Below are 22703 nucleotides of genomic sequence, written 5' to 3' on the forward strand. Positions count from 1 at the left end.
GTCAGCTTGGCCGTTGAGTCAAATTCGCAAGCCGATCAATTGTAGGAGCGAGCCTGCTCGCGAATGCGCTATGCCAGTTCCCCTGCAAGTTGGCTGATCCGGCGCCATCGCGAGCAGGCTCACTCCTGCAGGGGCAGGCACAAAAAAGCCCCGCGACCGAATGATACACGGGGCAAAAAATTGGTTGGTTGCGGCCAACCAAAGGAGCTCTTGAAAAACGCTTACTTGCTGGCGACCGTTTCTGGCTGCCAGCCACCACCCAAGGCCTTGTAGATCGCGACGATGCCGCGATACAGATCGACTTCGGCCTGGGCCTGGCTGTCTTCGGCGTTCAGGCGTTCGCGCTGAGCGTCGAGCAGCACGAGGAAGTCAGTGGTGCCTTCGCGGTAGCGGATTTCCGCCAGATCGGCAGCCTTGCGGCTCGATTCACTCTGACGGATCAGCGAGATCAGACGTTGCTGACGCTTGCCGTAATCACTGAAGGCGTTTTCCGATTCTTCCAGGGCCAGCAACACTTGTTGCTCGTAGGTCGCCAGTGCGCCTTCGGCATCGGCATCGGCGCCGCGCAAACGGGCACGCACGCTGCCAAGATCGAACGCCGCCCAAGTGATGCTCGGGCCGAGTGCCCAGGCGTTGGCCGCCGAGGAACCGATCTGCGAACCACGCCCGGCCGTCCAGCCGAGGAAACCGCTGAGGCTGACCCGAGGGAACAGGTCGGCCTTGGCCACGCCGATCCGCGCGGTGGCCGACGCCAGTTTGCGTTCGGCGCTGAGGATGTCCGGACGCCGTTGCAGCAGTTCGCCCGGATCACCGATCGGCAAGGCCTTGGCAATCGCCGGCAAGTCTTTCGGGCTCAGATCGACGGTGAGTTTGTCCGCACGCTCACCCAGCAGGGTGGCGATACGGTTCTTCTGCCGAACCTGTTCGGCCTGCAGTTGCGGGACGCTGGCTTCAACCGAGGCCAGACGCGCATCGGCACGTTCGACGTCGAGTTGATCGCCGACGCCAGCGTCACGCAGGCTGATGGTGATTTTGCGCGACTCCTGCTGGTTTTCCAGGTTGGCCACCGCGATCTTCTCGCGCAGTTGCGCGCCACGCAGTTGACCGTAGGCGTCCACCAGTTCGGCAATCATGGTGACTTGCAGTTGGTACAGGTCGGCTTCGGCCGCTTGCTGGTCGGCGTCGCTGGCTTCCAGGTTGCGTTGGATGCGGCCAAACAGATCGATTTCCCAGGCCATGTCCAGCCCCAGGTCATAGCGTTCGCTGTTGACCCGTTTGGTGGTCTGGCCAGGGATTTGTCCCTTGGCCAGATCACTGCTGGCGCGGCTGGTGATGGTTGGCATCGCATCGTTGCTGACGTCGTCGCGGATCGCCCGGGCGGCTTTCCAGCGAGCGAACGCCACGCGCAGTTGCCGGTTGCCTTGCAGCGATTGGGTCACCAACTGGTTGAGAGTCGGATCGTCGAATTGCTGCCACCAGATGCCTTCGAATTTCGAACGGTCGAAGTTCTTTTGCCCGGCAGCGCCGTCGGTGGCGGTCGTGATATTGGCCGCCTCCGTGGCTGGGGTCTTGTAGTCAGGGCCGACGGCGCAGGCGCTCAGCGCCAGCACCAGCAGACTCGGCAGGAAGACTTTCAGACTCATTGTTGCGCCTCCAGTGGCTGTTGAAGATTGTGCGCTTTGGCCGCTTTGCGGGCTTCGCCGCGTTCGACAAAATTACGAATCAGCACATAGAACACTGGCGTCAGCAACAGACCGAAGAAGGTCACCCCGAGCATCCCGGAGAACACCGCTACACCCATGGCGTGACGCATCTCGGCACCGGCACCGCTGGAGAACACCAGCGGCACCACACCCATGATGAACGCGAAGGAGGTCATCAGGATCGGCCGCAGACGCAGACGGCAGGCTTCCAGTACCGCAGCCAGCGGATCGAGACCTTCCAGCTGTTTATCCTTGGCGAATTCGACGATCAGAATCGCGTTCTTGCAGGCCAGGCCCACCAGTACGATCAAGCCGATCTGGGTGAAGATGTTGTTGTCGCCGCCGGAGATGATCACCCCGGTGATCGCCGACAGCAGGGTCATCGGTACGATCAGGATCACCGCCAGTGGCAGGCTCCAGCTTTCGTATTGTGCGGCGAGCACCAGGAACGCCAGCAGTACGCAGAGCGGGAACACGAACAGCGCAGTGTTGCCGGACAGAATCTGCTGGTAGGTCAGGTCGGTCCACTCGTAGGTCATGCCGTTCGGAAGTTCATCCTTGAGCAGTTTCTCGATGGCTTTTTCGGCCTGGCCGGAGCTGTAGCCGGGAGCCGCAGCACCGTTGATTTCAGCGGTGATGAAGCCGTTGTAGTGCATCACGCGATCCGGACCCGAGGTGTCGCTGACCTTGATGAAGGTCGCCAGCGGGATCATTTCGCCCTTGTTGTTGCGCACTTTCAGCTGGCCGATCTGGTCGGATTCGAGGCGGAACTGTTGCTCAGCCTGAACGTTGACCTGATAGGTGCGCCCGAAGCGGTTGAAGTCGTTGGCATACAGCGAACCCAGGTAGATCTGCAGGGTGTCGAAGATATCGCTGACGGCCACGCCGTGGGTCTTGGCTTTCTCGCGATCGATGGCGGCATCGACCTGTGGCACGTTTACCGTGTAGCTGGTGAACAGACCCGCGAGCTCAGGAACGCTGTGGCTCTTGGTGATGATGTTCATCGTCTCTTTATACAACTCGTCGTAGCCCAGGTTGCCCCGGTCTTCGATTTGCAGGCGGAAACCACCAATGGTGCCCAGACCTTGTACCGGCGGAGGCGGGAAGATCGCCATGTACGCTTCCTGAATGTTCGCGTACTGGCCGTTCAGGGCCCCGGCGATTGCACCGGCGGACATGCTCGGGTCTTTACGTTCGTCGAACGGTTTCAGGGTGACGAACACGATGCCGGCGTTCGGGCTGTTGGTGAAGCCGTTGATCGACAGGCCCGGGAACGCTACGGCGCTTTCCACGCCTGGCTGTTTCAGCGCCAGGTCGGACATGCGCTTGATCACGTCTTCGGTGCGATCCAGGCTCGCGGCGTCCGGCAGTTGCGCGAAGGCCACCAGGTATTGCTTGTCCTGGCCCGGTACGAAACCGGTCGGGGTGCTGGAGAAACCGAAGAACGTCAGCACCATCAGGCCTGCATACAGGAACAGGGCAATGCCGCTGCCACGGATAACACGGCGCACAGTACCGACATAACCGTGGCTGGCCTTGTCAAAGAAACGGTTGAACGGACGGAACAGCCAGCCGCCAAAGATCTTGTCCAGCACTTTGGAGAAGCGGTCTTTCGGCGCGTCGTGGCTCTTGAGCAGTACGGCGGCCAGCGCTGGCGACAGGGTCAGCGAGTTGAACGCCGAGATCACGGTCGAGATGGCGATGGTCAGTGCGAACTGTTTGTAGAACTGCCCGGTGAGGCCGGAAATGAACGCCGCCGGTACGAACACCGCACACAGCACCAGGGCCGTCGCGATGATCGGGCCGGTCACTTCACGCATCGCTCGCTTGGTTGCTTCGACCGGGTTCAAGCCCAGCTCGATGTTCCGCTCGACGTTCTCCACCACCACGATGGCGTCGTCCACCACAATACCGATCGCCAGTACCAGGCCGAACAGCGACAGCGCGTTGAGCGAGAAGCCGAACAGGTGCATCACTGCAAACGTACCGATCAACGATACCGGCACCGCCACCAACGGAATGATCGAGGCACGCCAGGTCTGCAGGAACAGGATCACCACCAGCACCACGAGGATCAGCGCTTCGAAGAGGGTGTGAACCACCGCCTCGATCGAGCCGCGCACGAAAATCGTCGGGTCATAGACGATGCTGTAGTCCATGCCTTGCGGGAAGCCTTTCTTCAGCTCTTCCATCTTGCCGCGAACTTCGTTCGAGATCTGGATGGCGTTGGAACCTGGACGCTGGAAGATCGGGATCGCTACCGCCGGCTGATTGTTCAGCAACGAACGCAGGGCGTACTGGCTGGAACCCAGTTCGACGCGAGCGATGTCCTTGAGACGAGTGATTTCACCGTTGTCGCCTGCGCGAATGATGATGTTCTCGAATTCTTCTTCAGAGACCAGACGGCCCTGCGTGTTGACCGACAGCTGGAAGCTCTGGGCATTCGGGGCAGGGGGCGCTCCGAGCTGACCGGCAGCGACCTGACGGTTCTGCTCACGAATCGCCGTCACCACATCGGTGGCAGTCAGGTTGCGCGAAGCGGTCTTGTTCGGATCGAGCCAGACCCGCAACGAGTAGTCGCCCATACCGAACAGCTGCACGTCACCGACACCACCCAGACGCGCCAGCTCATCCTTGATGTTGAGGATCGCGTAGTTGGACAGGTAGAGCATGTCGTAGCGTTTGTCCGGCGAGGTCAAGTGCACAACCATGGTCAGGTCGGGCGAAGCCTTGTCGACGGTGATACCGATGCGCGTCACTTCTTCTGGAAGTTTCGGCTCGGTACGGGTCACCCGGTTCTGCACCTGTACCTGCGCGTTGTCCAGGTCAGTGCCCAGAGCGAAGGTGATGGTCAGGGTGATCTTGCCGTCAGCGGTGGACTGCGAGGACATGTACAGCATGTTCTCGACGCCGGTGATGGCCTGCTCCAGTGGAGCAGCCACGGTTTCACCGATGACTTTTGGGTTGGCGCCCGGGAAGTTCGCACGTACCACCACGGTCGGTGGCACGACTTCCGGGTATTCGCTGATCGGTAGCTGGAACAGCGAGATCGCACCGGCGATCAGGATCAACAGCGAAAGTACCGCTGCGAAGATCGGCCGTGAAATGAAGAATTGGGAAAAATTCATCGGAGTTGTCGTCCCTTAACCGCGTGGGGTCGTAGCAGCCAGCTTCACAACCGCACCGGACGCGCCTTTGGCAGGGGCGACTTTGGGCAGGTTGCTGGCTTCCAGCGCTTGACGTTGTTGAGCGAGTGCCGCGATGGTTTGTTCGCTGGCCATCGGGATCACTTCAGGAGTCACCGGCGAACCTGGACGTACCCGCTGCAGGCCCTTGACGATGATCGTGTCGTCCTTGTTCAGACCGGTACGGACGATGCGCAGGCCTTCGATCTTCGGCCCCAGTTCGACGGCGCGGTAGACGGTCTTGTTGTCCGCATCCATCACCAGCACGAACTTCTTGCCCAGATCGGTACCGACCGCTTCGTCGTTGATGAGCATGGCGTTGTAAGTGCCGCTGCCGACCAGTTTCAGTCGTGCGTACAGACCCGGGGTGTAGGTGCCATCGCTGTTGTCGAACACGGCGCGACCACGGATGGTGCCGGTTTTCGGGTTGACCTGGTTGTCGACGAAGTTCATCTGACCCAGGTGCGGGTTGCCGTCTTCGTTGGACAGGCCCATGTACACCGGGGTAGTGGCGCCACGCTGACCGTTACGGGCGAGCTGGGTGTATTTGAGGAACACGCGCTCGTCAGCATCGAAGTAGGCGTAAACCTTGTCGGTAGAAACCACGCTGGTCAGCGGCGTGGTGTCGGCGGTCACCAGGTTGCCGGCGGTGATCTCGGCACGGCTGACGCGACCGCTGATCGGCGCGGTGACGCGGGTGAAGCTCAGGTTCAGCTTGGCCAGATCCAGTTGCGCTTGCAGGGCACCGACGGCGGCGCGGGCTTCCTGTGCAGCGCTGGTGCGCGAGTCGGCCAGTTCGGCAGAGATGGCGTTGCTGGCTCGCAGGCGTTCACCGCGTCCGGCTTCGTTTTCACTGCGAGTGGCGTTGGCACGAGACTGGGCGACCAGCGCTTCGAGGCGGCGCACCTCAGCCTGGAATGGGCGTGGATCGATCTGGAACAGCAGGTCACCTTTCTTGACCAGCGCGCCTTCGGTGAAAGCCACCTCGTCGATCTGGCCGGAGACCCGTGGACGGATTTCAACGGTTTCCGGTGCTTCGAGGCGCCCGGTGAATTCGTCCCACTCGTTGACCGGTTGTTCCAGCACCTTGGCCACGCTGACTTTGGCAGCGGGCATGGTGGCGGCAGTCTCCGGAGTCTTGCCGCAAGCGCTCATCACCAGTACGGCCAACATGGCCAAGGGGAAGCGCAAATGTTTGAGTGACTGTTCCATGGAATCATCCGCCAATGTATTGAAGATGGGCGGATGATGCTCGGCGGGCTGTGATGGCACGAATCGAATGAAGCAAAGGTAACTATCATTCGGAATGATATAAGAACGATTCGAGCCCTCTAGCATGCACCTTTCGTTAGGGGGCTATCAATCTGTTTGATGACAAATGTGTGTTGCGTGGCGAGTAAAAGCGCCGCGGGTTTATCACAAGCAGGTCGCACAAACAAAGAGACGGCCATGAAGGCCGTCTCGATCAACAGTTGCAGGCTGACTCAGTTGTCACCTTTACGGTTCGGCCCGAAGCGGTTTGGGCCTGGCTGGCTGTCTTGCACCAGAAACACCAGGTTGACGATTGGCAGCAGCAGCCACCAGCCGCTGCGGTCGGTGTCGTGCATGCGGCGCGCGCCGACGGCAATGCTCGGGAGGAACATTGCCAGGTTGTAGAGGTTGGCCAGGATGCCCTTGGTATTGAGCATCGCGTCGAGGACACCCATGACAATGCAGATACCCAGGTTGATCAGCGCGAACATCCAGTACTCGCGGCGAGTGGCACGACCCTGGAACACGGCGTAATTCTTCAGCGCTTCCATGTAAGGGTTGCCCGTCGTGATGGCGGGGCCGCTTGCATAGGACGGTTGAGTTGCCTGAGGTGCACCGCACTGTGGGCATGCCACGGCCAGACTACTAATTTCCTTGGCGCAACCGCGGCAGAAAACCATGCTCATATTTTTTCCCTAAAATTATTCAATCGATAGACAGGACAAAACGAACGCGGCAAGGCCTGACAAAATAATGCCGGCAATCGCGAGGTTTCTTCCCGGGTGTTTTTGGTTGATACAGACGATGCCGCAAGTGAGGCCCGCAAGGCTGAGGATGCCCACACCGACAATCGCCTCTCTGTCCCATTCGGAATCATCAAACAGGGTGAGTGCGCTGAGAATCCCGAGGATCAGCGAAACGATGGCCAGCCAGGGTATTTCGGCTCGCGTTTGCGGCACGCAGGCCTGTTGGACAGCCCCGCATTGGGGGCAGGTGAGCGCCGTTTCGTGTAGCTCCTTGGCGCAAGCACGACAATAGACCATTGCCATCGTTTTCCTTAACTGAGTGCGAATGCCAGACCCTCCATCGGTCGAGGCGGCGGTAAGTTAAACTGTATTACCGGATTTGTCATTAGCACTTTGCCATCATGATGGCGTGGATTTGCCGATACAGTTTTGCTGAGGGCTGTCCGGATCGTCAGGAAACATCCGAATCCGCCACGCTATTACTTCTTCGGCATGGTCGAGCGCTTTACCGAAGTGACAGGTCGTGAGTGGGGTAGGCATCGGCGTGCTGGCCGACGCGTGACTGATTCTTCGGCTGTTGTTGTGAAGCACCCCTGCAACCGCTTAACGTTGCGCCAGCGCAGAGCGTCACAAGACACCCACAGATGGACACAGATCGAGTGCGCGCGATCATCGAAGAGTAAAACGACGTTTAAATGAGTGATTCTACGGCGACAAACAACGGCAACTGGTACGCGGTAATTGCACTGGCTCTGGCTGCGTTTGTGTTCAATACCACCGAATTTGTACCTGTGGGTCTGCTGAGTTCGATCGGCAGCAGCTTCGACATGTCGACCGCGCAGGTCGGCCTGATGCTGACCATTTATGCGTGGGTGGTGTCGCTGACGTCATTGCCGATCATGCTGCTGACGAGAAACGTCGAGCGGCGGAAATTGCTGATTGTGCTGTTCGGGATGTTTATCGCCAGTCACATCCTGTCGAGTCTGGCGACCAGTTTCGGGATGCTGCTGGTGAGCCGGATTGGTGTGGCGTTGTCGCACGCGTTGTTCTGGTCGATCACCGCGTCTCTGGCCGTGCGCCTGGCGCCACCGGGCAAACAGGTTCAGGCCCTGGGCTTACTGGCAACCGGTACTTCGCTGGCGATGGTGCTGGGCATTCCCCTTGGCCGCTTGCTGGGCGAGGCCATGGGCTGGCGCACCACGTTCATCGTGATTGCCGGCTTTGCTGCGGCGCTGGTGTTCTGTCTGGCGAAGGTGCTGCCGCTGCTGCCCAGCCAGAACTCGGGTTCGCTCAAGAGCCTGCCCATATTGCTGAAGCGACCTGCACTGGTGGCCGTCTATGTTCTGACGGCGCTGGTCGTGACGGCACAGTTCACCGCCTACAGCTACATCGAACCGTTCGTTCTGACCGTGGCCAACATGAGCGGTGATGTGGTGACGCTGCTGCTGTTGTTATTCGGCGGCGCCGGCATTTTCGGCTCGCTGCTGTTCAGCTACCTGCACAGCTATAACCCACAGCGCTTTCTGATCATCTGCGTGTCAGTGCTCGCCTTATGCCTGGCTTTGCTATTGCCTTTGAGCGGCAACGTTTCGTACCTCGGCGTGCTGAGTGTGTTCTGGGGCATGGCGATCATGGGCTTCGGGCTGGCGCTGCAGTCGAAAGTCCTGGTGCTGGCGCCGGATGCCACTGATGTAGCGATGGCGCTGTTTTCAGGGATCTACAACATCGGCATCGGCGGCGGGGCACTGGTGGGAAGCTGGGTGGGCAGTCAGTTTGGCTTTGCTTACATCGGAGTGGTTGGCGGAACGTTGGCGGCAGTGGCGCTGTCGTTTTACTGCTTGTCGATGTATCGCTACAGCCGGCCTGGGGCTTGAGTTTGAGGGCTAGCGTTCGCCGACAGGTGCATTTGCATTCGAACGCCAGCTTGGTCTGGTTCTTTCACTGCGTGCTTAATGCGCAGGCAGTTCAAGACTGTCCGGATCGCCAAAGAACATCTGAATCCGCGACCGCAACCAACGCTCCCCCGGATCATTATCCTGCGACCCACGCCACGCCATGTGCAGCTCAAACGTGCGCGTCGGCAACGGTGGATCCTCCGCCCGCACGCCGCCCGCAGCCGTCAACGCGTCAGCGGTGTAATCCGGCACGGTCGCGACGATATCGGTGCCTGCGAGCAACGTACTCAAGCCATTGAACTGCGGCACGGCCAGCACCACGTGGCGCTTGCGCCCGAGTTTTTCCAGCTCTTCATCGATGAAGCCACTGAGGTCGCCGGCGAACGACACCAGCGCATGCGGACGCGCACAATAGTCATCCAGGCTGAGCGGGCCGGGTACAGTGTCGGCGCGCAGCAGTTTCGGTTGGCTGCGACGCAGCACCTTGCGTTTGGCGTTGGCCGGCAGGTCGGTGGTGTAGCTGACGCCGATGGAGATTTCCCCCGAAGCCAGCAGGCCCGGCATCAATATGTAGTTGACGCGGCGCACCACCAGGACGATGCCCGGTGCCTCGGCGCGCAGGCGTTTGAGCAGCATCGGCAGCAGGGCGAATTCGACGTCGTCGGACAGGCCGATGCGGAACACCGAAGTGCTGGTGGCCGGGTCGAACTCCGCCGCACGGCTGACCGCCGTGGAAATGGAGTCGAGGGCAGGCGAGAGCAGGGCGAAGATTTCCACCGCTCGGGCGGACGGTTCCATGCTGCGTCCGGTGCGCACGAACAGGGGGTCATCGAACAGGCCGCGCAGGCGCGAGAGCGCCGCACTGATCGCCGGTTGGCCGAGAAACAGTTTCTCGGCGGCGCGGGTCACGCTGCGTTCGTGCATCAATGTTTCGAACACGATCAGCAGGTTCAGGTCGACACGACGCAGGTCATTACGATTCATCTGGAGTCCTGGCAGAGTCATCAAGCTTGACGAGAGCGGCCATATGAGAACAATGGCCGGCATGAATATTACGGGGAAAGGCTGGTACTCTGCACCGGTAAATTCAGCTTTAGCCAGCCGTTTACCGCGATTTTTTCATGGATTTTGCCGATGCCGCCCATACTGCGGAATCAATGACAGGCATGTCGACTATTAATAGCCACTGATAGTCTTGGGTCAAAAGCCCAGATAGAGTTCAGGGCATTAGAGGTTACTTTGACGAGGTTTGCGATGTCCCGCACGATCCGTTTTCACAAGTTTGGTCCGGCCGAGGTGCTCAAATGCGAAGAGCATGCGGCCGCTCAGCCAGGTCCTGGCGAAGTGCAGGTGCGTGTCGAAGCGATCGGCATCAGCTGGTACGACATTCTCTGGCGTCAGAATCTGGCCTCGTCGCAGGCACGTCTGCCTTCCGGCCTCGGCCATGAAATGGCTGGTGTGGTGACCGCCGTCGGCGAAGGCGTCGACGATCTGTCGGTTGGCGACAAAGTCGCCAGTTTTCCGGCCCAGAGCCCGAACGACTATCCGGTGTATGGCGAGCAAATCGTTCTGCCACGTACCGCGTTGACCCGTTATCCAGATGTGCTCAGCCCGATCGAAGCCAGCGTGCATTACACACCGTTGTTGATCGCTTATTTTGCCTACGCCGATCTGGCACGGGTCAAACCCGGGCAGTTTGCCCTGGTCACGGATGCCAGCCATTGCGCTGGTCCGTCCTTTGTCCAGTTGGGCAAGGCCATGGGCGTGCGGGTGATTGCGGCGACGAAAACCGCCGATGAGCGTGAATACCTGCTGTCCCTGGGGGCGGAGAAAGTCATCGTCACCGAGGAAGAAGATCTGTTGATGCGCATCAACAAGATCACTGACAACCGTGGCGTCGACGTGGTGTTCGACGGTCTTGGCGGCCCACAGATGTCATTGCTCGGCGATGTGCTCGCACCGCGTGGCAGCCTGGTCCTGTACGGACTTCAGGGGGGCAACCAGACACCGTTCCCGGCCTGCGCGGCGTTCCAGAAGAATATCCAGTTCTTTGTGCATTGCATCGGCAATTTCACTGGCAAGCCCGAGCTGGGCATTACTCAAGACCACGTCGCGCTGCAACGTGCACTGCGTGACATCAACCAGCTGACTGCCGACCGCGTGTTGCTGCCACTCAAGACGCGCGTCTTTGCGTTCAGCGAGTTCGTTGAAGCACATCGCTACATGGACGAATGCCCGTGCCGCGAACGGGTCGCCCTTCAGGTCGAACCCGCGTAACTCCCTCCCATCAGAGTCCGTGGCCCCACGGACTCTTGCGTTGTACTCCCTGCGAATCACGAGACATGCCAGACCCGGCGCCTGGCCCGTGTGCATCTGAACCGGTTTTTGCCCGCTATCTGTATCTTCTAATCGCCCTATAAGCCCTGATAATTGAATGATTACTTTCATCTCAAGGAATGAGCCATGTCTGTGCATTCTATTTTTTTAGCGCTGTTTAAAGAAACCTTCAATGAACGGAACAACTATTTCTGTTTAAGAGTTGTAGGGGGTTTCCTATTCTCGTTCTGCTTTTCTTGTACTCAATATTCGTGGGACGTTGTAAGAAGTTTCCTCAGATATTTTTCAACAAGAAAAAAGCCAATAAATACAATGTGTTGTGTTGTATTTTGTGGTGGGGTTGGCGGCTTCGTCGCATCATGTGTTTCAAATAACTTCAAAAACATAAGTGTTAGTATTTGATCGTCTATTACTTATTGATGAATTTATTGCGCCTGCCTCACCGCTGGAGCGCGATATGAATTTTTTACGCCGGGTAAAGTACTGATGAGCACGATCCATGATCAGGCAATGAACTATGTCTACCAGCAAGTGTTGCAGCGATTGCTGAGTTTCTTTTCCAGAGCCGAGCGCACGGCGCTGCAGTTGCTGATTCAGCGGCTGGTGGTCGCCGCCGGGGGAATGGAGCGCATCGGTGACTACAAGGTAATGGTGACACCGTCCGGCACCCGTGACAGTTGCTATACGCTGGCGTTGCTGCGAGCCGCGCAGCTGAGTATTGCCGGTCGCGCACCTGCTACCTTCCAGTTGCGTGTCGCCACATTGCGCTGGAGCGGGACGGGGTCGGCGGCGCTGGACAACCTGCATCGCAGCTTCGGCGCCCTGTTTCTTTACGATGACCCCAGGGTCGAGTTGCTGATGGTGGATCATCGTCAAGTATTGCCGTTCAATCATCTGGCACCCCTCGACAAGGACAGCGCAGATGCCAATCGCACCAACCTTCTGATGATGGGGCATCGAAGGATCGGGGACGAGAAGCTCGCGTTGTCGGCTGACGCCTGTCTGGCCTGGGCCGAGTTTTGCGGCCAGATTGCACGCTGGGGCAATGGGGTCGATGCCTGGGTGGCCAGCGAGTCGCCGCGTCGCCAGCAACAATTCATCGACGACCTTGATCGGGCCGTGCAGAAAGCTGGTTTGGGCGCGCTGCCGGCCAATGCCGGGACCTTTGACGAGTTGTTTGCTTTGCTCGATGGGTTGGGAGGGGATTTGTATCGCGGTTTCTATGCCGAATGCGAATGGCTGTGCTGGCGCCCGGAAGGCGGGTTCGAAGCGTGCCGTCGCACGACGTTTGTCGACATCCACGACATGGCTGTGGGCAAACTGGAAGAGCGCTGGCCGCTGCTCAGCGAGTTTCTTGGGTTTCAGGCAGAGGAATGGGCATTCCATCAGGGTGAAGGTGAATACGCCGACCCTTTGGTCGAGGCCCATTTACGTGGCCTTGAGGCTGAGTTCATTGACGGTCGCAGCTATGACACCGGGTTCTCGGAACATGTTCAGCGCGTGCTGGCGAACATGCAGCAAAAACGCGTGCTGGACCCGGTTTGCGAACAAATGATTGCAAGGCTGGGGGATCAACAGAGGCTCGAAGTACTGCGCGAAACGGCGGCCAGTTGCCTGCAGAAGACTTACGGTCTCAATGAAGCGCAATGGGTCTGTCTGTTGTTCACGCCGTTCATTGAGCGAGGCGCTGGTCTGGAGCGTTTTCTGCGCAGCTGTCATCCTGGCATGCTGGTGGCGATGCCCGAATTGCATCGGGCCATGCAGGGGCTGCACGGCCCGGAACAAGTGCTGCAATGGATGATGGATGTCAGTGGGTTGCCGGTCAGGCTGATAAGCCGTCTCTATGCCATGGAGCCCTTGCCAATGCGTCGGACTGCCCTGCATGTATTGGAAACTGCACTCGACACGGCGGGTCTCGATGGCCTCGATGCCGGCGCGGGTGACCGGTCAGCGGAACGCTGAGGTGAGTGATCCATCCTTCGGTGCATCTGTATCCATGGTCGCCGGTTCATGAAGGCTGTAAAGGAACCGGGGTTTGCTTACCAGGCGGTCTATCGCTACTTGATGCGATTGATTGCAGAACCGGCCGGTGATGGCAATGTAAGGCTGCCGTCGTTGCGCCAGCTGGCAGATCGTCTGAACGTATCGATCTCGACCATTCAATACGCTTATTCGTTGCTGGAGAAGGAAGGGCGGATCTATTCAGTCGCCAAGTCCGGGTACTACGTCCGGGCGGTTGTGGCGCTGGCGCCTCCAGCCGTTGGCAATGATCTGCTCGAAACGGTCTACGTCAATGCGCGGCGCCCGGGCATGCGATTATTGAGCGCCGAAGATCCGGTTTCGGTGCAATCGCTGGACAGCCCTTTGTTGTTGCTGGAGCGGGAATTGTTGCGTCAGTACCCCCGCCAGCCAGCGTTGCTCGACCAACCCTGCGGTGAACTGGAATTGCGCGCTGTACTGGCGGCGCGCTACACCACCTCGCCAAGTCAATGCTGGCACGCCGAAGATGTCTACATCGGTGCGGACTTGCGTGGGGTGCTGGAAATCCTGGTTGCCGTTCTACAGCTCAAGCATGCAACCGTTCTGGTCGAGTCGCCCTGCGACTGGGTGATATTGCGGATGCTGCAGGCTGCGGAGGTGCGCGTGATCGAACTGCCGTTGCAGGCCTGTGGCGGGCTGGAGCCGCAATGGCTGGAAACACAGCTCAACATCGGGAATGTGCGGCTGGTGCTCCTGTCTTCGGGCCTGTGCATGCCGCGCGGTACGCAGGTTCCGGCAGATAACCGCAACGCCATCGCCAGACTGCTTCACGAGCATGGCACTTGGGTTCTGGAAAACGATTGTTACGGCGAACTTGGCGAAACAACGGATGGCGAGCGCTTGCGTGATCGGCTCGACCCCGACCGGCTGTTGGTTTTCTCCACATTCGAGAAAATCATTGGCATTGAAGCGCCTTACGGTTTCGTCTTGTCGCGACAATGGAAGAACGAGATGCTGCGGCATTTTCTGATGCGATCATTCCGACTGTCGCCCATCCGCCAGAAGGCCATTGCCCGACTGTATCGAAACGGTCGGATCGACCAGCATCTGCATGTGCTTCGTCGGCTTCTCAAGGAGCGGCGAACGCCAATGATCCACTTGCTGCGCGAGCGTTTGGGCGATGCGTTGCAGGTTGTCGAACCGCAAGGAGGGGCGACTGTCTGGGTGCGTTCAGTGCGTCCGGTGGACATGCGCGATGTGTTTCAGCGCATGCTCAGGCAGCAGGTCCTGATTGCGCCGGGTGAACTGTTCAGCCTGCAGGGATTACACGGCCATCATCTGCGTTTGAGCCTGCTGGAGCAGGGTGAACACGGCCTGGTCGGGATAATCGGAATGTTGGGTGATGCGTTGCGGCTGGCACCTCTGGAATGAACGTTGAAAACGGTCGGATAGATCCCGTCGCGCTGTGGTCAAACTGCCAGTAAACTGCGCTGTATTTCCTGAACCACTCTATTTCAGAGGTTTTGCATGACTATCAGTCCTTTTGCGGGCAAACCGGCACCGGCAGAATTGTTGGTCGACATCCCGCGACTGGTAACGGCTTATTACACTGGCCAACCGGATGCTTCGATTTCCACCCAGCGCGTGGCGTTTGGTACGTCCGGGCACCGCGGCAGCTCCTTCGACTTGAGTTTCAATGAATGGCACGTACTGGCGATCAGCCAGGCGATCTGCCTGTACCGCGAAGCACAGGGCATCACTGGCCCGCTGTTCGTCGGCATCGATACCCATGCGCTGTCGACTCCGGCCGGAGCAAGTGCGCTGGAAGTGCTGGCGGCCAATGGCGTGACCGTGATGATCGCCGAAGGTGACGAGTACACGCCGACGCCGGCGATCTCGCATGCCATCCTCTGCTACAACCGTGGCCGCACTTCGGGGCTGGCCGATGGCATCGTCATCACGCCGTCGCACAACCCGCCGCAAAGCGGTGGCTACAAATACAACCCTACCAACGGCGGTCCGGCCGATACCCACATCACCAAGTGGATCGAAGCCAAGGCCAACGAACTGCTGCTCAACAAACTGGCGGGCGTCAAACGCATCAGCTATGAGCAGGCGCTCAAGGCCAGCACCACACACCGTCATGACTACCTCAACACCTACGTTGCCGACCTGATCAACGTGATCGACTTCGATGCCATTCGTGACGCCAAACTGCGTCTGGGTGTCGATCCGCTCGGCGGAGCAGGGGTGCGCTACTGGTCGGCCATTGCCGAGCACTATCGTCTGGACCTGGACGTGGTGAATAAGCAAGTCGATTCGACGTTCCGTTTCATGACGGTCGACTGGGACGGTCAGATTCGCATGGACCCATCGTCCAGCCACGCGATGCAGGGTTTGATCGGCCTCAAGGAACGTTACGACGTGGCTTTCGCTTGCGATCCGGACCATGACCGTCACGGTATCGTGACGCCTTCGGGCGGTCTGCTGGCGCCGAACAACTACCTGGCGGTGTCGATCGACTATCTGTTCCAGAATCGTGCGCAATGGCGCGCTGATGCTGCCGTGGGTAAAACCGTGGTCAGCAGCGGCCTGATTGATCGTGTGGCCAAGCGCCTGGGTCGTCGTCTGTACGAAGTGCCAGTGGGCTTCAAATGGTTTGCCGATGGTCTGTTCGACGGATCGCTGGGTTTTGGTGGCGAGGAGAGTGCTGGTGCCTCGTTCCTGCGCAAGGACGGTGGCGTGTGGAGCACCGACAAGGACGGCTTGATTCCAGCCCTGCTGGCGGCTGAAATGACCGCCCGTACCGGCCGCGACCCAAGCCAGGCTTATCGCGCACTGACCGATGAGCTGGGCGAACCGTTCTCGGTACGCGTCGATGCCAAGGCCAACCCTGAGCAGAAGGCCCTGCTGAGCAAGCTGTCGCCGGCGCAAGTGACATCGACCGAACTGGCGGGCGAGAAGATTCAGAGCATTCTCAGCCATGCCCCGGGCAACGATCAGGCCATTGGCGGCTTGAAAGTGATGACCGAAAACGGCTGGTTCGCTGCGCGTCCTTCGGGCACCGAAGACATCTACAAAATTTACGCCGAAAGCTTCATTGGCGACGACCACCTCAAGCAACTGGTGGCTGAAGCGCAAACTCTGGTGGATGGCGCTATCTCCACCAAGTGACTTTCAGGTAAGTGAGGGGGCTTTCTGTGGTGAGGGGATGAATTCCCTCACTACAAAAAAAGGGGGCGACCACTATGGTCGCCCCTTTTTTTGCAAGCTGTTCAAGCCATCAAGCCAGATCCACCAGCACGATTTCGCTGTCTTCGAGTGCGGTCACACTCAATACCGCCTCATGCTCCACCGCCACACCGTCTCGAGCTTGTGCACGCAAGCCATTGACTTCAATCACCCCGGTGGCAGGCACCAGGTACGCACGTCGCCCTGCATCCAGACGATACTCCGCCGTTTCCCCAGCCCTGATATTCGCCGCCACCAACCGCGCATCGGCGCGAATGCGCAGGCTCTGGTCATCGCCGTCCTTGCCGCTGGCCAGGGTCACGAAACCTTCGCGCTGACCTTTGGGGAATGGTTTTGCACCCCAGGATGGCGGCGCGCCGGTTTCAGTCGGCAGAATCCAGATCTGAAAGATCCGGGTTTCCTGTGCTTCCAGGTTGTACTCGCTGTGCGCGATACCCGTACCAGCGCTCATGACCTGCACATCGCCAGCCTCGGTGCGGCCCTTGTTGCCCAGATTGTCCTGATGGGTAATCGCGCCCTCACGCACGTAAGTGATGATTTCCATGTCTCGGTGCGGGTGCTGCGGGAACCCGGTGCCTGCAGCAATCACGTCATCGTTCCAGACCCGCAGATTGCCCCAGTTCATGCGCTGCGGATCGTAGTACTCGGCGAACGAAAAGTGGTGATGGGCATCCAGCCAGCCGTGATGAGCGCCGCCCAGCGTGTTGAAAGGTCTGAGTTCAAGCATGATCGTCTCCTCAAAAGGCTCGTCATGGGGCGCAACGCCTGAGCCACGAAGCGAGACCGTCGGTTAATGACGGGCATCATCCGTTAGTCAACAATCGAAAAAAAGCGTAAAAAGTGCGGCATTCTCATCGAATCAGTTGATGGTAAGCAGGCTCGAAACGCTCCCGTCCGACTTTCAGTTCATCGCCTAAACCAATGACCTGTAAGCATTTCGCTAGAACTCATGGGTAAATACGGCCACCATAGCCGCAACAGCCTCACACACTGGAGCCCCTCAGCGTGGCGCAACACACTCCCGATCTTCCTCCCGAACTCCGTCCTCTGGCCGAGATGCCTTGGTTCAAGCGCCTGGCTGCGCGTTTTTTCGGCCATGGCCTGACACGCTTGCGCGCGCAGCACCGTGCCTCTTGGCTACACGGCCAGGCCGATGGCTTTCGCAGCGGTCACACTGCAGGTGTGGAGTACGGTTTCAAAGAAGGGAAGCTTGAGGGACTGGAGGAAGGCCGACAGGTTCTGTTGATCCGTGACAGCCGCAGCACCGAGCATCGTCCGCCGAATGTCGACAATCATCTGTTCGACGACTGGCGACTGCCGCTCAGTGCCGAGCTGAAGAAACGCATGAAGGCCGATGTGGCGCGCCTGCTGCCCGAGCACGCTCAGCCAAGTGCGGCGCAATGGAAAATGATCTTCAGTGATACACCTTCAACGTCGGTGATTGCCGGTGCCGGTGCCGGCAAGTCGACGACGCTGGTGCTGCGCATTCTATTGCTCACGCACTACCTGGGGTTTGAACTCGACTCGATGACCGTGGTGACCTTCACCCGCGAGTCACGCAAGGACTTCATCAACAAGCTGATCGAGTTGTTCGCGCTCTGGGGTCAGGCATTGAGCCTCAAACAGGCACGAGAACTGGTGCGCACCTTTCACTCGCGCATTCTGCCCATGGTTCGCAGCCTGCCGGGATTCGAGCGCTTGCAGGCGTTCGAGAATCTCGGCGACCGGCCACAAGGCGCTGACGAAGAGGTCGACAGCAGTCCGTTCGATCTGCGGATCAACGACGCCCAGCGCCGGCAACTCAACGCCTGTTACCACCGTTTGTTTACCGAAGACGAACGTTTCCGTCAGTTGATTCAGCCGTTGGCCAAGGCCGGTTTGCAGCTTAAGGAGCTGGAGCGCGATCACCCGGACGTGCAAAAGCGTATGGCAGTGACCGAGTTGGCGGCTAAGCGCGATGAAGAACTGTGTGATGCCATCGAAGATCTTTGGTTTCGCGCCGGCGCATGGCCGATCAAGGGCATTGAGCCCAGCCGGCAGACCTTCGAGATCAACGGTTCGACCTTCCATTGCCATGGTTACATCCCCAGCCTTGATGCCTGGGTGGTGCTCGGTTTCGATCCCCGGGAAAACCCGCAGGTTTGCCGGCCAAACGCCAGGCTCAGCGTGCGCGCCGAGTGGGCTGTAAAGCGCACATTGTTTCAAGCTTTCTGTCGTAAGCCATTGATTTGGATTGATAGTTACGAGTCATCGAAGCGAGTTCTGGCGACGCTGGCGGCGGATGCGAGCGCCGGTCCAGGCTTCGATTACAAGGTCAAAGGTGAGCTCACATCGGCACCGCTGCTGGACTGTTTTGTCGCGGCGGCCGGCTTCATCGAAAACCTCGGGCTGGATGTGCCGGACGCGGTCGGCCGAATGAGTTTTGCCAAGGACGACCCGGACCGATTCTTCTTCGAGGCGTTGAGCCTGTTCTGGCGCGCATTGGAAGATCATCTGCTCGATCAGAAACCACCGGTGATGACCTACAACCGAATGTTCGCGCTGTTCAGCGAGCATTCACCGGAGAACCTCAAGTTGTTGGGCGATGAGCTGCTACGGCCGATGTCGCACTTGATGATCGATGAGTTTCAAGACGTATCACCGCAGATTGTCTCGTGGATCCGCGCCAGTCTCGTGGAAATCCGCAGCCGTGGCCCGGCCATGCATGTCGGGCGGGGTGCCCAGCGTTCATCGCTGCTGTGTGTGGGCGACGACTGGCAGTCGATCTACGGCTGGCGCGGCAGTTCGCCGAGTTACTTCATGGAATTCAACAAGGAATTCCCGTCGCCGAGCACCACGCGGGTGATGCTCAGCGACAACTACCGCAGTCATCAGCACATCATCGATGCTGCCGAGCACATCGTCCGTGCCGCGCCGGCAATTGCGGGCAAGAAGGCCAAGGCCAGCGGCGCACCCAAGCCGGTGCAGCCGGTCAATGTGCTGGAGCGCGATGATCAAGCCATGGGGCAGCGCTTGGCCGAACATTACAATCGTGGTGATTCAATCTTGATGCTTTATCGAAAAAGCAGTGATAAATCATTGATAGAACAGCATATTCAGCCTGTACTTAATGTTGATTCTAGCTTGCCGTACGAAGCGCGACGCCTGAAACAGCTGACTTACCACAGCGCCAAGGGCCTGCAGGCGGACGCGGTTTTCCTGCTTGGCGATTGCCAGCATCTGACCAGTTCACCTTACAAGAATCAGGTGTATCGCATGGCCGGCCTGGGCAAGGCTGGCGACAGCGAGCCTTATGACACGGCGCAAAAAGACGAGATCCTGCGGCTGGCGTACGTCGGCATTACACGTGCCGTCAGCCATTGTTACTGGTACGTCGAACCGCAGGACACCCAGGCCGTGAACATGCCGAGGGCGTCCGACCGGGTTGCCCAAGGCAAGGCGTTCTTTGCCGATCACCGCACCAAGGTGACAACCGCGTAACAGTCAGGCACAAAAAAGCCCGCCATCATTGGCGGGCATTTTTTAAACAAAACAAAAGCTCAGGCATAACTCTTGAGAGATTCTGGAGGAATGAAAGCCTCCAGTTCGTCTTCCACGGCCTCGATAATTCGTTCGACATCGGCCGCGTTCATCACCGTGGCACAAGGAATGCCGGCAATGGCGATCACGGTTTCACCGCTGGCACGATCGAACAGACGGGCAATCATGCTGCCCGGTGCGTCCATCGTCGCCTCGAAACCCATGGGATGAAAGTGCCAGCGCATCAGTTGGCACGCGTTGGGGAACGTGACTTTACTGGAACCTTTATTCATGTGTTGCCCGCCTTCTTCATCGAGCGCTTCCTTTTGCTCATGTTAGGTGGGAAGAGCCTTCAATGGCTCAACCGGTCAGTGACGTTAAAAGTAGCATCTGGATGTGAATTTTCCGTGAGATTTTTCAGTTCATTTTGCGATTGCTGCGCATTTTTTGATGTAAGTCACGTCAGGATCAATCATCGCCAAGAGGCCATCAGGGTTTAGCCGTTGATCGCTGTGCCGAACTTGGGCAAGCTCGATTCTTTTGCAGCGAGCCCTTTATGCAAGCCGACGATGACGGCCCGGAACAGACTCCGGCCACGGCCGCCACGGTCATGCGCTATCACCTGAGCTGGAAACACCGCGATCTGGACAGCGTCATGGCGCTGTATCACCCGGACGTCCAGTACAACGATTTTTTCCAGAACCGCGTCCTCGGCCTCGACGAATTGCGCGAGTACGTGCGCGTGAGCATGCCGCGAGAATCCGACGAAGCGCTCGAGCATTGCGACCGGATTCGCGTGGATGGCAACACCGCGTTCATTCAATACGAAGTGACTTTGCGCGGTGGCGACGGGCTGGTGTCGTTCCGATCCAGCGAAGCGATCACGGTCAAGGACGGCTTGATCTGGCGGGTGAATGAATACGCCTCGCTGGTGCGTGCGCAATCCCAAAGCGCCGCCGCGCCCAGTCAGCGACCGGCTGTCAGTCGTCTGGGCTTGTCGCCGCGCCAGTTGAGCTTCATGGCCCAAGACCTGCAGCAATACTTCGAACGGCAGCAGCCGTACCTCGATCCGGAGCTGGACCTGCAGCGGGTGGCAAAGGAGTGCGGGTACAGCCGCAATCAGATTTCCTACCTGCTCAACCAGGTGCTGGGGCAGAGCTTCTACCGTTACGTCAACCAGGCGCGCCTGCAACATTTACTTAACTCGCTGGACCACGCCACGCCACCGCTGCGCATCGACGAACTGGCGTTTGCCGCTGGCTTCAACTCGTTGTCGGCGTTCTACAGCTGTTTCCGCCAGCACACCGGCCAGTCACCGAAGGCCTACGCCAAACAAATTTCTTTGCGGGCACGCGCGCAAGACAGTGATTGAAGTCACGCACTAGGATCGACGCCATCGAAGGTTTTCAGTGGCGGAGTCTTGCATGCCGGCGTGGCGCACTATCAGTTTGTGGATGGATCAACTCGACGAGCCGCTGATTGCGCGGCCGGCGCTGGAGCAGGATCTGGATGTCGACGTGGCGATCATCGGCGCCGGTTATACCGGGCTGTGGACCGCGTACTACCTGAAAAAAAACGCACCGGGTCTGGATATCGCCATCGTTGAGGCGCAAACCGCCGGTTTTGGTGCGTCCGGACGCAATGGCGGCTGGCTGATGGGCAACCTGCTGGGCGAGGATCGGCTGCTCGCCGGCCTGTCGCCACAACAGCGCCGCACTTCGTTTGATCTGCTGCACAGCATCCCCGATGAAGTGGAAGTCGTCCTCGAACGTGAAGGCATCCACTGCGATTACCGCAAAGGCGGGGTGTTGTATTGCGCTGCCCGCTACCCGGAGCAGGAAGCCAGCCTGCGCGAATACCTCGACAAATTGCACGCCCAAGGCCTGACCGACGACGATTACCGCTGGCTGAGCCCCGAGCAATTGGCGCAACAGATTCGCGTCGCCAAGCCTTATGGCGGCATCTATGCGCCGCACGTGGCAACCATTCACCCGGCGAAGCTGGTGCGCGGTCTGGCGCGTACCGTGCAAAACATGGGCGTGAAAATCTACGAAAACAGCCCGGTCACGCACTGGCAGTCCGGCAGCTTGTGCACGGCCAAGGCCAGCGTGCGCAGTCGCTGGATCGTGCCGGCCGTCGAAGGGTATTCGGTCACATTGCCGCCGCTGGGTCGCTATCAGTTGCCGGTGCAAAGCCTGATTGTTGCCACCGAGCCATTGTCGGCCGCCACCTGGGATGAAATCGGCCTCAATCGCGGCCAGGCGTTCAGCGAGTTCAGTCGTCAGGTCACCTACGGTCAGCGCAGTGCTGACAACCGGTTGATCTTCGGCGCTCGCGGCGGTTATCAGTTCGCCGGCAAGTTGCGCCACAACTTCGATCTGACCCGCGATGAAGTCGAGCTGCGCCGCTATCTGTTCGGTGAACTGTTCCCACAGTTGAAAAACGTACAGATCACCCACGCCTGGGGCGGCAACCTCGGCATGTCCCGACACTTCAAGCCGCACATGCTCTGCGATCGCGCCAACGGTATTGCATTGTCCGGTGGTTATGGCGGGGAGGGTGTAGGTGCCAGCAACCTGGGCGGTCGCACACTGGCCGATCTGATTCTGGAGCGTGATACCGAGCTGGTGCACCAGCCGTGGGTACTGCCGGACGGCGGGATTCATGCGCTGCGCGCCTGGGAGCCGGAGCCGTGCCGTTGGCTTGGCTACAACGCGATCATCAAAAGCTTCGTCCACGAAGACCAGACCCTGGCCAATCCGGCCACCGCACCGTGGCGGCGCAAGCTTGCCAGTCAGGTGGCGGGCTTCATGGAAGGTTTCATGCACTAACCGC

The 22703-nt window shown here is 59.1% G+C and carries 16 protein-coding genes; 8 read left to right on the forward strand and 8 right to left on the reverse strand.

The annotated features are described in order from the left end of the window. Positions 1-221: 221 nt before the first annotated feature. The 5 genes from PseAD21_RS13760 to PseAD21_RS13780 form a co-directional block, all read right to left on the reverse strand. Positions 222-1643 carry an efflux transporter outer membrane subunit gene (locus tag PseAD21_RS13760; RefSeq protein WP_102356162.1) on the reverse strand — a complete coding sequence of 474 codons (1422 nt, stop codon included), beginning with the start codon at positions 1641-1643 and terminating at the stop codon, positions 222-224. Further along, positions 1640-4831, reverse strand: coding sequence for an efflux RND transporter permease subunit (locus PseAD21_RS13765; RefSeq protein WP_102356163.1), 3192 nt, complete (start codon positions 4829-4831; stop codon positions 1640-1642). Before PseAD21_RS13765 ends, PseAD21_RS13760 begins: the two co-directional genes overlap by 4 nt. Before the next feature lie 15 nt (positions 4832-4846). Beyond that, positions 4847-6100, reverse strand: a complete 1254-nt coding sequence (gene mexE, locus PseAD21_RS13770; protein WP_102356164.1) for a multidrug efflux RND transporter periplasmic adaptor subunit MexE — start codon at positions 6098-6100, stop codon at positions 4847-4849. A 272-nt stretch (positions 6101-6372) separates the two neighbouring features. Next, on the reverse strand, positions 6373-6825 hold the full coding sequence (locus PseAD21_RS13775) for a DUF805 domain-containing protein (protein WP_102356165.1): 453 nt from the start codon (positions 6823-6825) through the stop codon (positions 6373-6375). Positions 6826-6840: 15 nt separating this feature from the next. Continuing rightward, positions 6841-7188 (reverse strand): hypothetical protein, encoded by a 348-nt coding sequence (locus PseAD21_RS13780; protein ID WP_102356166.1) that lies wholly within the window; start codon positions 7186-7188, stop codon positions 6841-6843. Positions 7189-7580: 392 nt separating this feature from the next. Here PseAD21_RS13780 and PseAD21_RS13785 point away from each other — a divergent pair, with 392 nt between their 5' ends. Further along, complete coding sequence (locus tag PseAD21_RS13785) at positions 7581-8759, forward strand: sugar transporter (protein WP_102356167.1); 1179 nt, start codon at positions 7581-7583, stop codon at positions 8757-8759. Between the two features lie 75 nt (positions 8760-8834). Here PseAD21_RS13785 and PseAD21_RS13790 read toward each other — a convergent pair whose 3' ends face one another. Further along, positions 8835-9764, reverse strand: a complete 930-nt coding sequence (locus tag PseAD21_RS13790) for a LysR family transcriptional regulator (protein WP_102356168.1) — start codon at positions 9762-9764, stop codon at positions 8835-8837. A gap of 270 nt (positions 9765-10034) precedes the next feature. On the opposite strand from PseAD21_RS13790, the gene PseAD21_RS13795 reads away from it, so the two are divergent. The 4 genes from PseAD21_RS13795 (at position 10035) to pgm (ending at position 16271) form a co-directional block, all read left to right on the forward strand. Then, positions 10035-11057, forward strand: coding sequence for a zinc-dependent alcohol dehydrogenase family protein (locus tag PseAD21_RS13795; RefSeq protein ID WP_102356169.1), 1023 nt, complete (start codon positions 10035-10037; stop codon positions 11055-11057). Positions 11058-11603: 546 nt separating this feature from the next. Then, entirely contained in the window at positions 11604-13079 is a 1476-nt protein-coding gene (locus PseAD21_RS13800; protein ID WP_102356170.1) for a hypothetical protein, read from the forward strand. Positions 13080-13127: 48 nt separating this feature from the next. Further along, a complete protein-coding gene (locus tag PseAD21_RS13805; protein WP_102356171.1) occupies positions 13128-14528 on the forward strand; it encodes a PLP-dependent aminotransferase family protein in 1401 nt (466 codons plus the stop codon). Positions 14529-14624: 96 nt separating this feature from the next. Further along, positions 14625-16271 carry a phosphoglucomutase (alpha-D-glucose-1,6-bisphosphate-dependent) gene (pgm, locus tag PseAD21_RS13810; RefSeq protein WP_102356172.1) on the forward strand — a complete coding sequence of 549 codons (1647 nt, stop codon included), beginning with the start codon at positions 14625-14627 and terminating at the stop codon, positions 16269-16271. 109 nt (positions 16272-16380) lie between these two features. Here the strand turns inward: pgm and PseAD21_RS13815 are convergent, their stop codons facing one another. Next, positions 16381-17076 (reverse strand): pirin family protein, encoded by a 696-nt coding sequence (locus PseAD21_RS13815; RefSeq protein ID WP_102356173.1) that lies wholly within the window; start codon positions 17074-17076, stop codon positions 16381-16383. Positions 17077-17354: 278 nt separating this feature from the next. Between PseAD21_RS13815 and PseAD21_RS13820 the strand changes: the two genes are divergently transcribed. After that, positions 17355-19829, forward strand: coding sequence for a UvrD-helicase domain-containing protein (locus PseAD21_RS13820; RefSeq protein ID WP_102356174.1), 2475 nt, complete (start codon positions 17355-17357; stop codon positions 19827-19829). Between the two features lie 59 nt (positions 19830-19888). Here the strand turns inward: PseAD21_RS13820 and PseAD21_RS13825 are convergent, their stop codons facing one another. After that, complete coding sequence (locus PseAD21_RS13825) at positions 19889-20161, reverse strand: DUF1652 domain-containing protein (protein WP_102356175.1); 273 nt, start codon at positions 20159-20161, stop codon at positions 19889-19891. A gap of 263 nt (positions 20162-20424) precedes the next feature. Between PseAD21_RS13825 and PseAD21_RS13830 the strand changes: the two genes are divergently transcribed. Then, positions 20425-21240, forward strand: a complete 816-nt coding sequence (locus PseAD21_RS13830) for an AraC family transcriptional regulator (RefSeq protein WP_102356176.1) — start codon at positions 20425-20427, stop codon at positions 21238-21240. A 52-nt stretch (positions 21241-21292) separates the two neighbouring features. Next, complete coding sequence (locus PseAD21_RS13835) at positions 21293-22699, forward strand: FAD-binding oxidoreductase (RefSeq protein ID WP_102356177.1); 1407 nt, start codon at positions 21293-21295, stop codon at positions 22697-22699. Positions 22700-22703 lie beyond the last annotated feature (4 nt).

The organism is Pseudomonas sp. AD21 (assembly GCF_002878485.1).
Taxonomy (GTDB): Bacteria; Pseudomonadota; Gammaproteobacteria; order Pseudomonadales; family Pseudomonadaceae; genus Aquipseudomonas.

Coding starts and splice junctions, on each gene's coding strand:
- PseAD21_RS13760 (WP_102356162.1), bottom strand. CDS start 1,643: ATGAGTCTGAAAGTCTTCCTGCCGAGTCTGCTGGTGCTGGCGCTGAGC.
- PseAD21_RS13765 (WP_102356163.1), bottom strand. CDS start 4,831: ATGAATTTTTCCCAATTCTTCATTTCACGGCCGATCTTCGCAGCGGTA.
- mexE (WP_102356164.1), bottom strand. CDS start 6,100: ATGGAACAGTCACTCAAACATTTGCGCTTCCCCTTGGCCATGTTGGCC.
- PseAD21_RS13775 (WP_102356165.1), bottom strand. CDS start 6,825: ATGAGCATGGTTTTCTGCCGCGGTTGCGCCAAGGAAATTAGTAGTCTG.
- PseAD21_RS13780 (WP_102356166.1), bottom strand. CDS start 7,188: ATGGCAATGGTCTATTGTCGTGCTTGCGCCAAGGAGCTACACGAAACG.
- PseAD21_RS13785 (WP_102356167.1), top strand. CDS start 7,581: ATGAGTGATTCTACGGCGACAAACAACGGCAACTGGTACGCGGTAATT.
- PseAD21_RS13790 (WP_102356168.1), bottom strand. CDS start 9,764: ATGAATCGTAATGACCTGCGTCGTGTCGACCTGAACCTGCTGATCGTG.
- PseAD21_RS13795 (WP_102356169.1), top strand. CDS start 10,035: ATGTCCCGCACGATCCGTTTTCACAAGTTTGGTCCGGCCGAGGTGCTC.
- PseAD21_RS13800 (WP_102356170.1), top strand. CDS start 11,604: ATGAGCACGATCCATGATCAGGCAATGAACTATGTCTACCAGCAAGTG.
- PseAD21_RS13805 (WP_102356171.1), top strand. CDS start 13,128: ATGAAGGCTGTAAAGGAACCGGGGTTTGCTTACCAGGCGGTCTATCGC.
- pgm (WP_102356172.1), top strand. CDS start 14,625: ATGACTATCAGTCCTTTTGCGGGCAAACCGGCACCGGCAGAATTGTTG.
- PseAD21_RS13815 (WP_102356173.1), bottom strand. CDS start 17,076: ATGCTTGAACTCAGACCTTTCAACACGCTGGGCGGCGCTCATCACGGC.
- PseAD21_RS13825 (WP_102356175.1), bottom strand. CDS start 20,161: ATGAATAAAGGTTCCAGTAAAGTCACGTTCCCCAACGCGTGCCAACTG.
- PseAD21_RS13830 (WP_102356176.1), top strand. CDS start 20,425: ATGCAAGCCGACGATGACGGCCCGGAACAGACTCCGGCCACGGCCGCC.
- PseAD21_RS13835 (WP_102356177.1), top strand. CDS start 21,293: ATGCCGGCGTGGCGCACTATCAGTTTGTGGATGGATCAACTCGACGAG.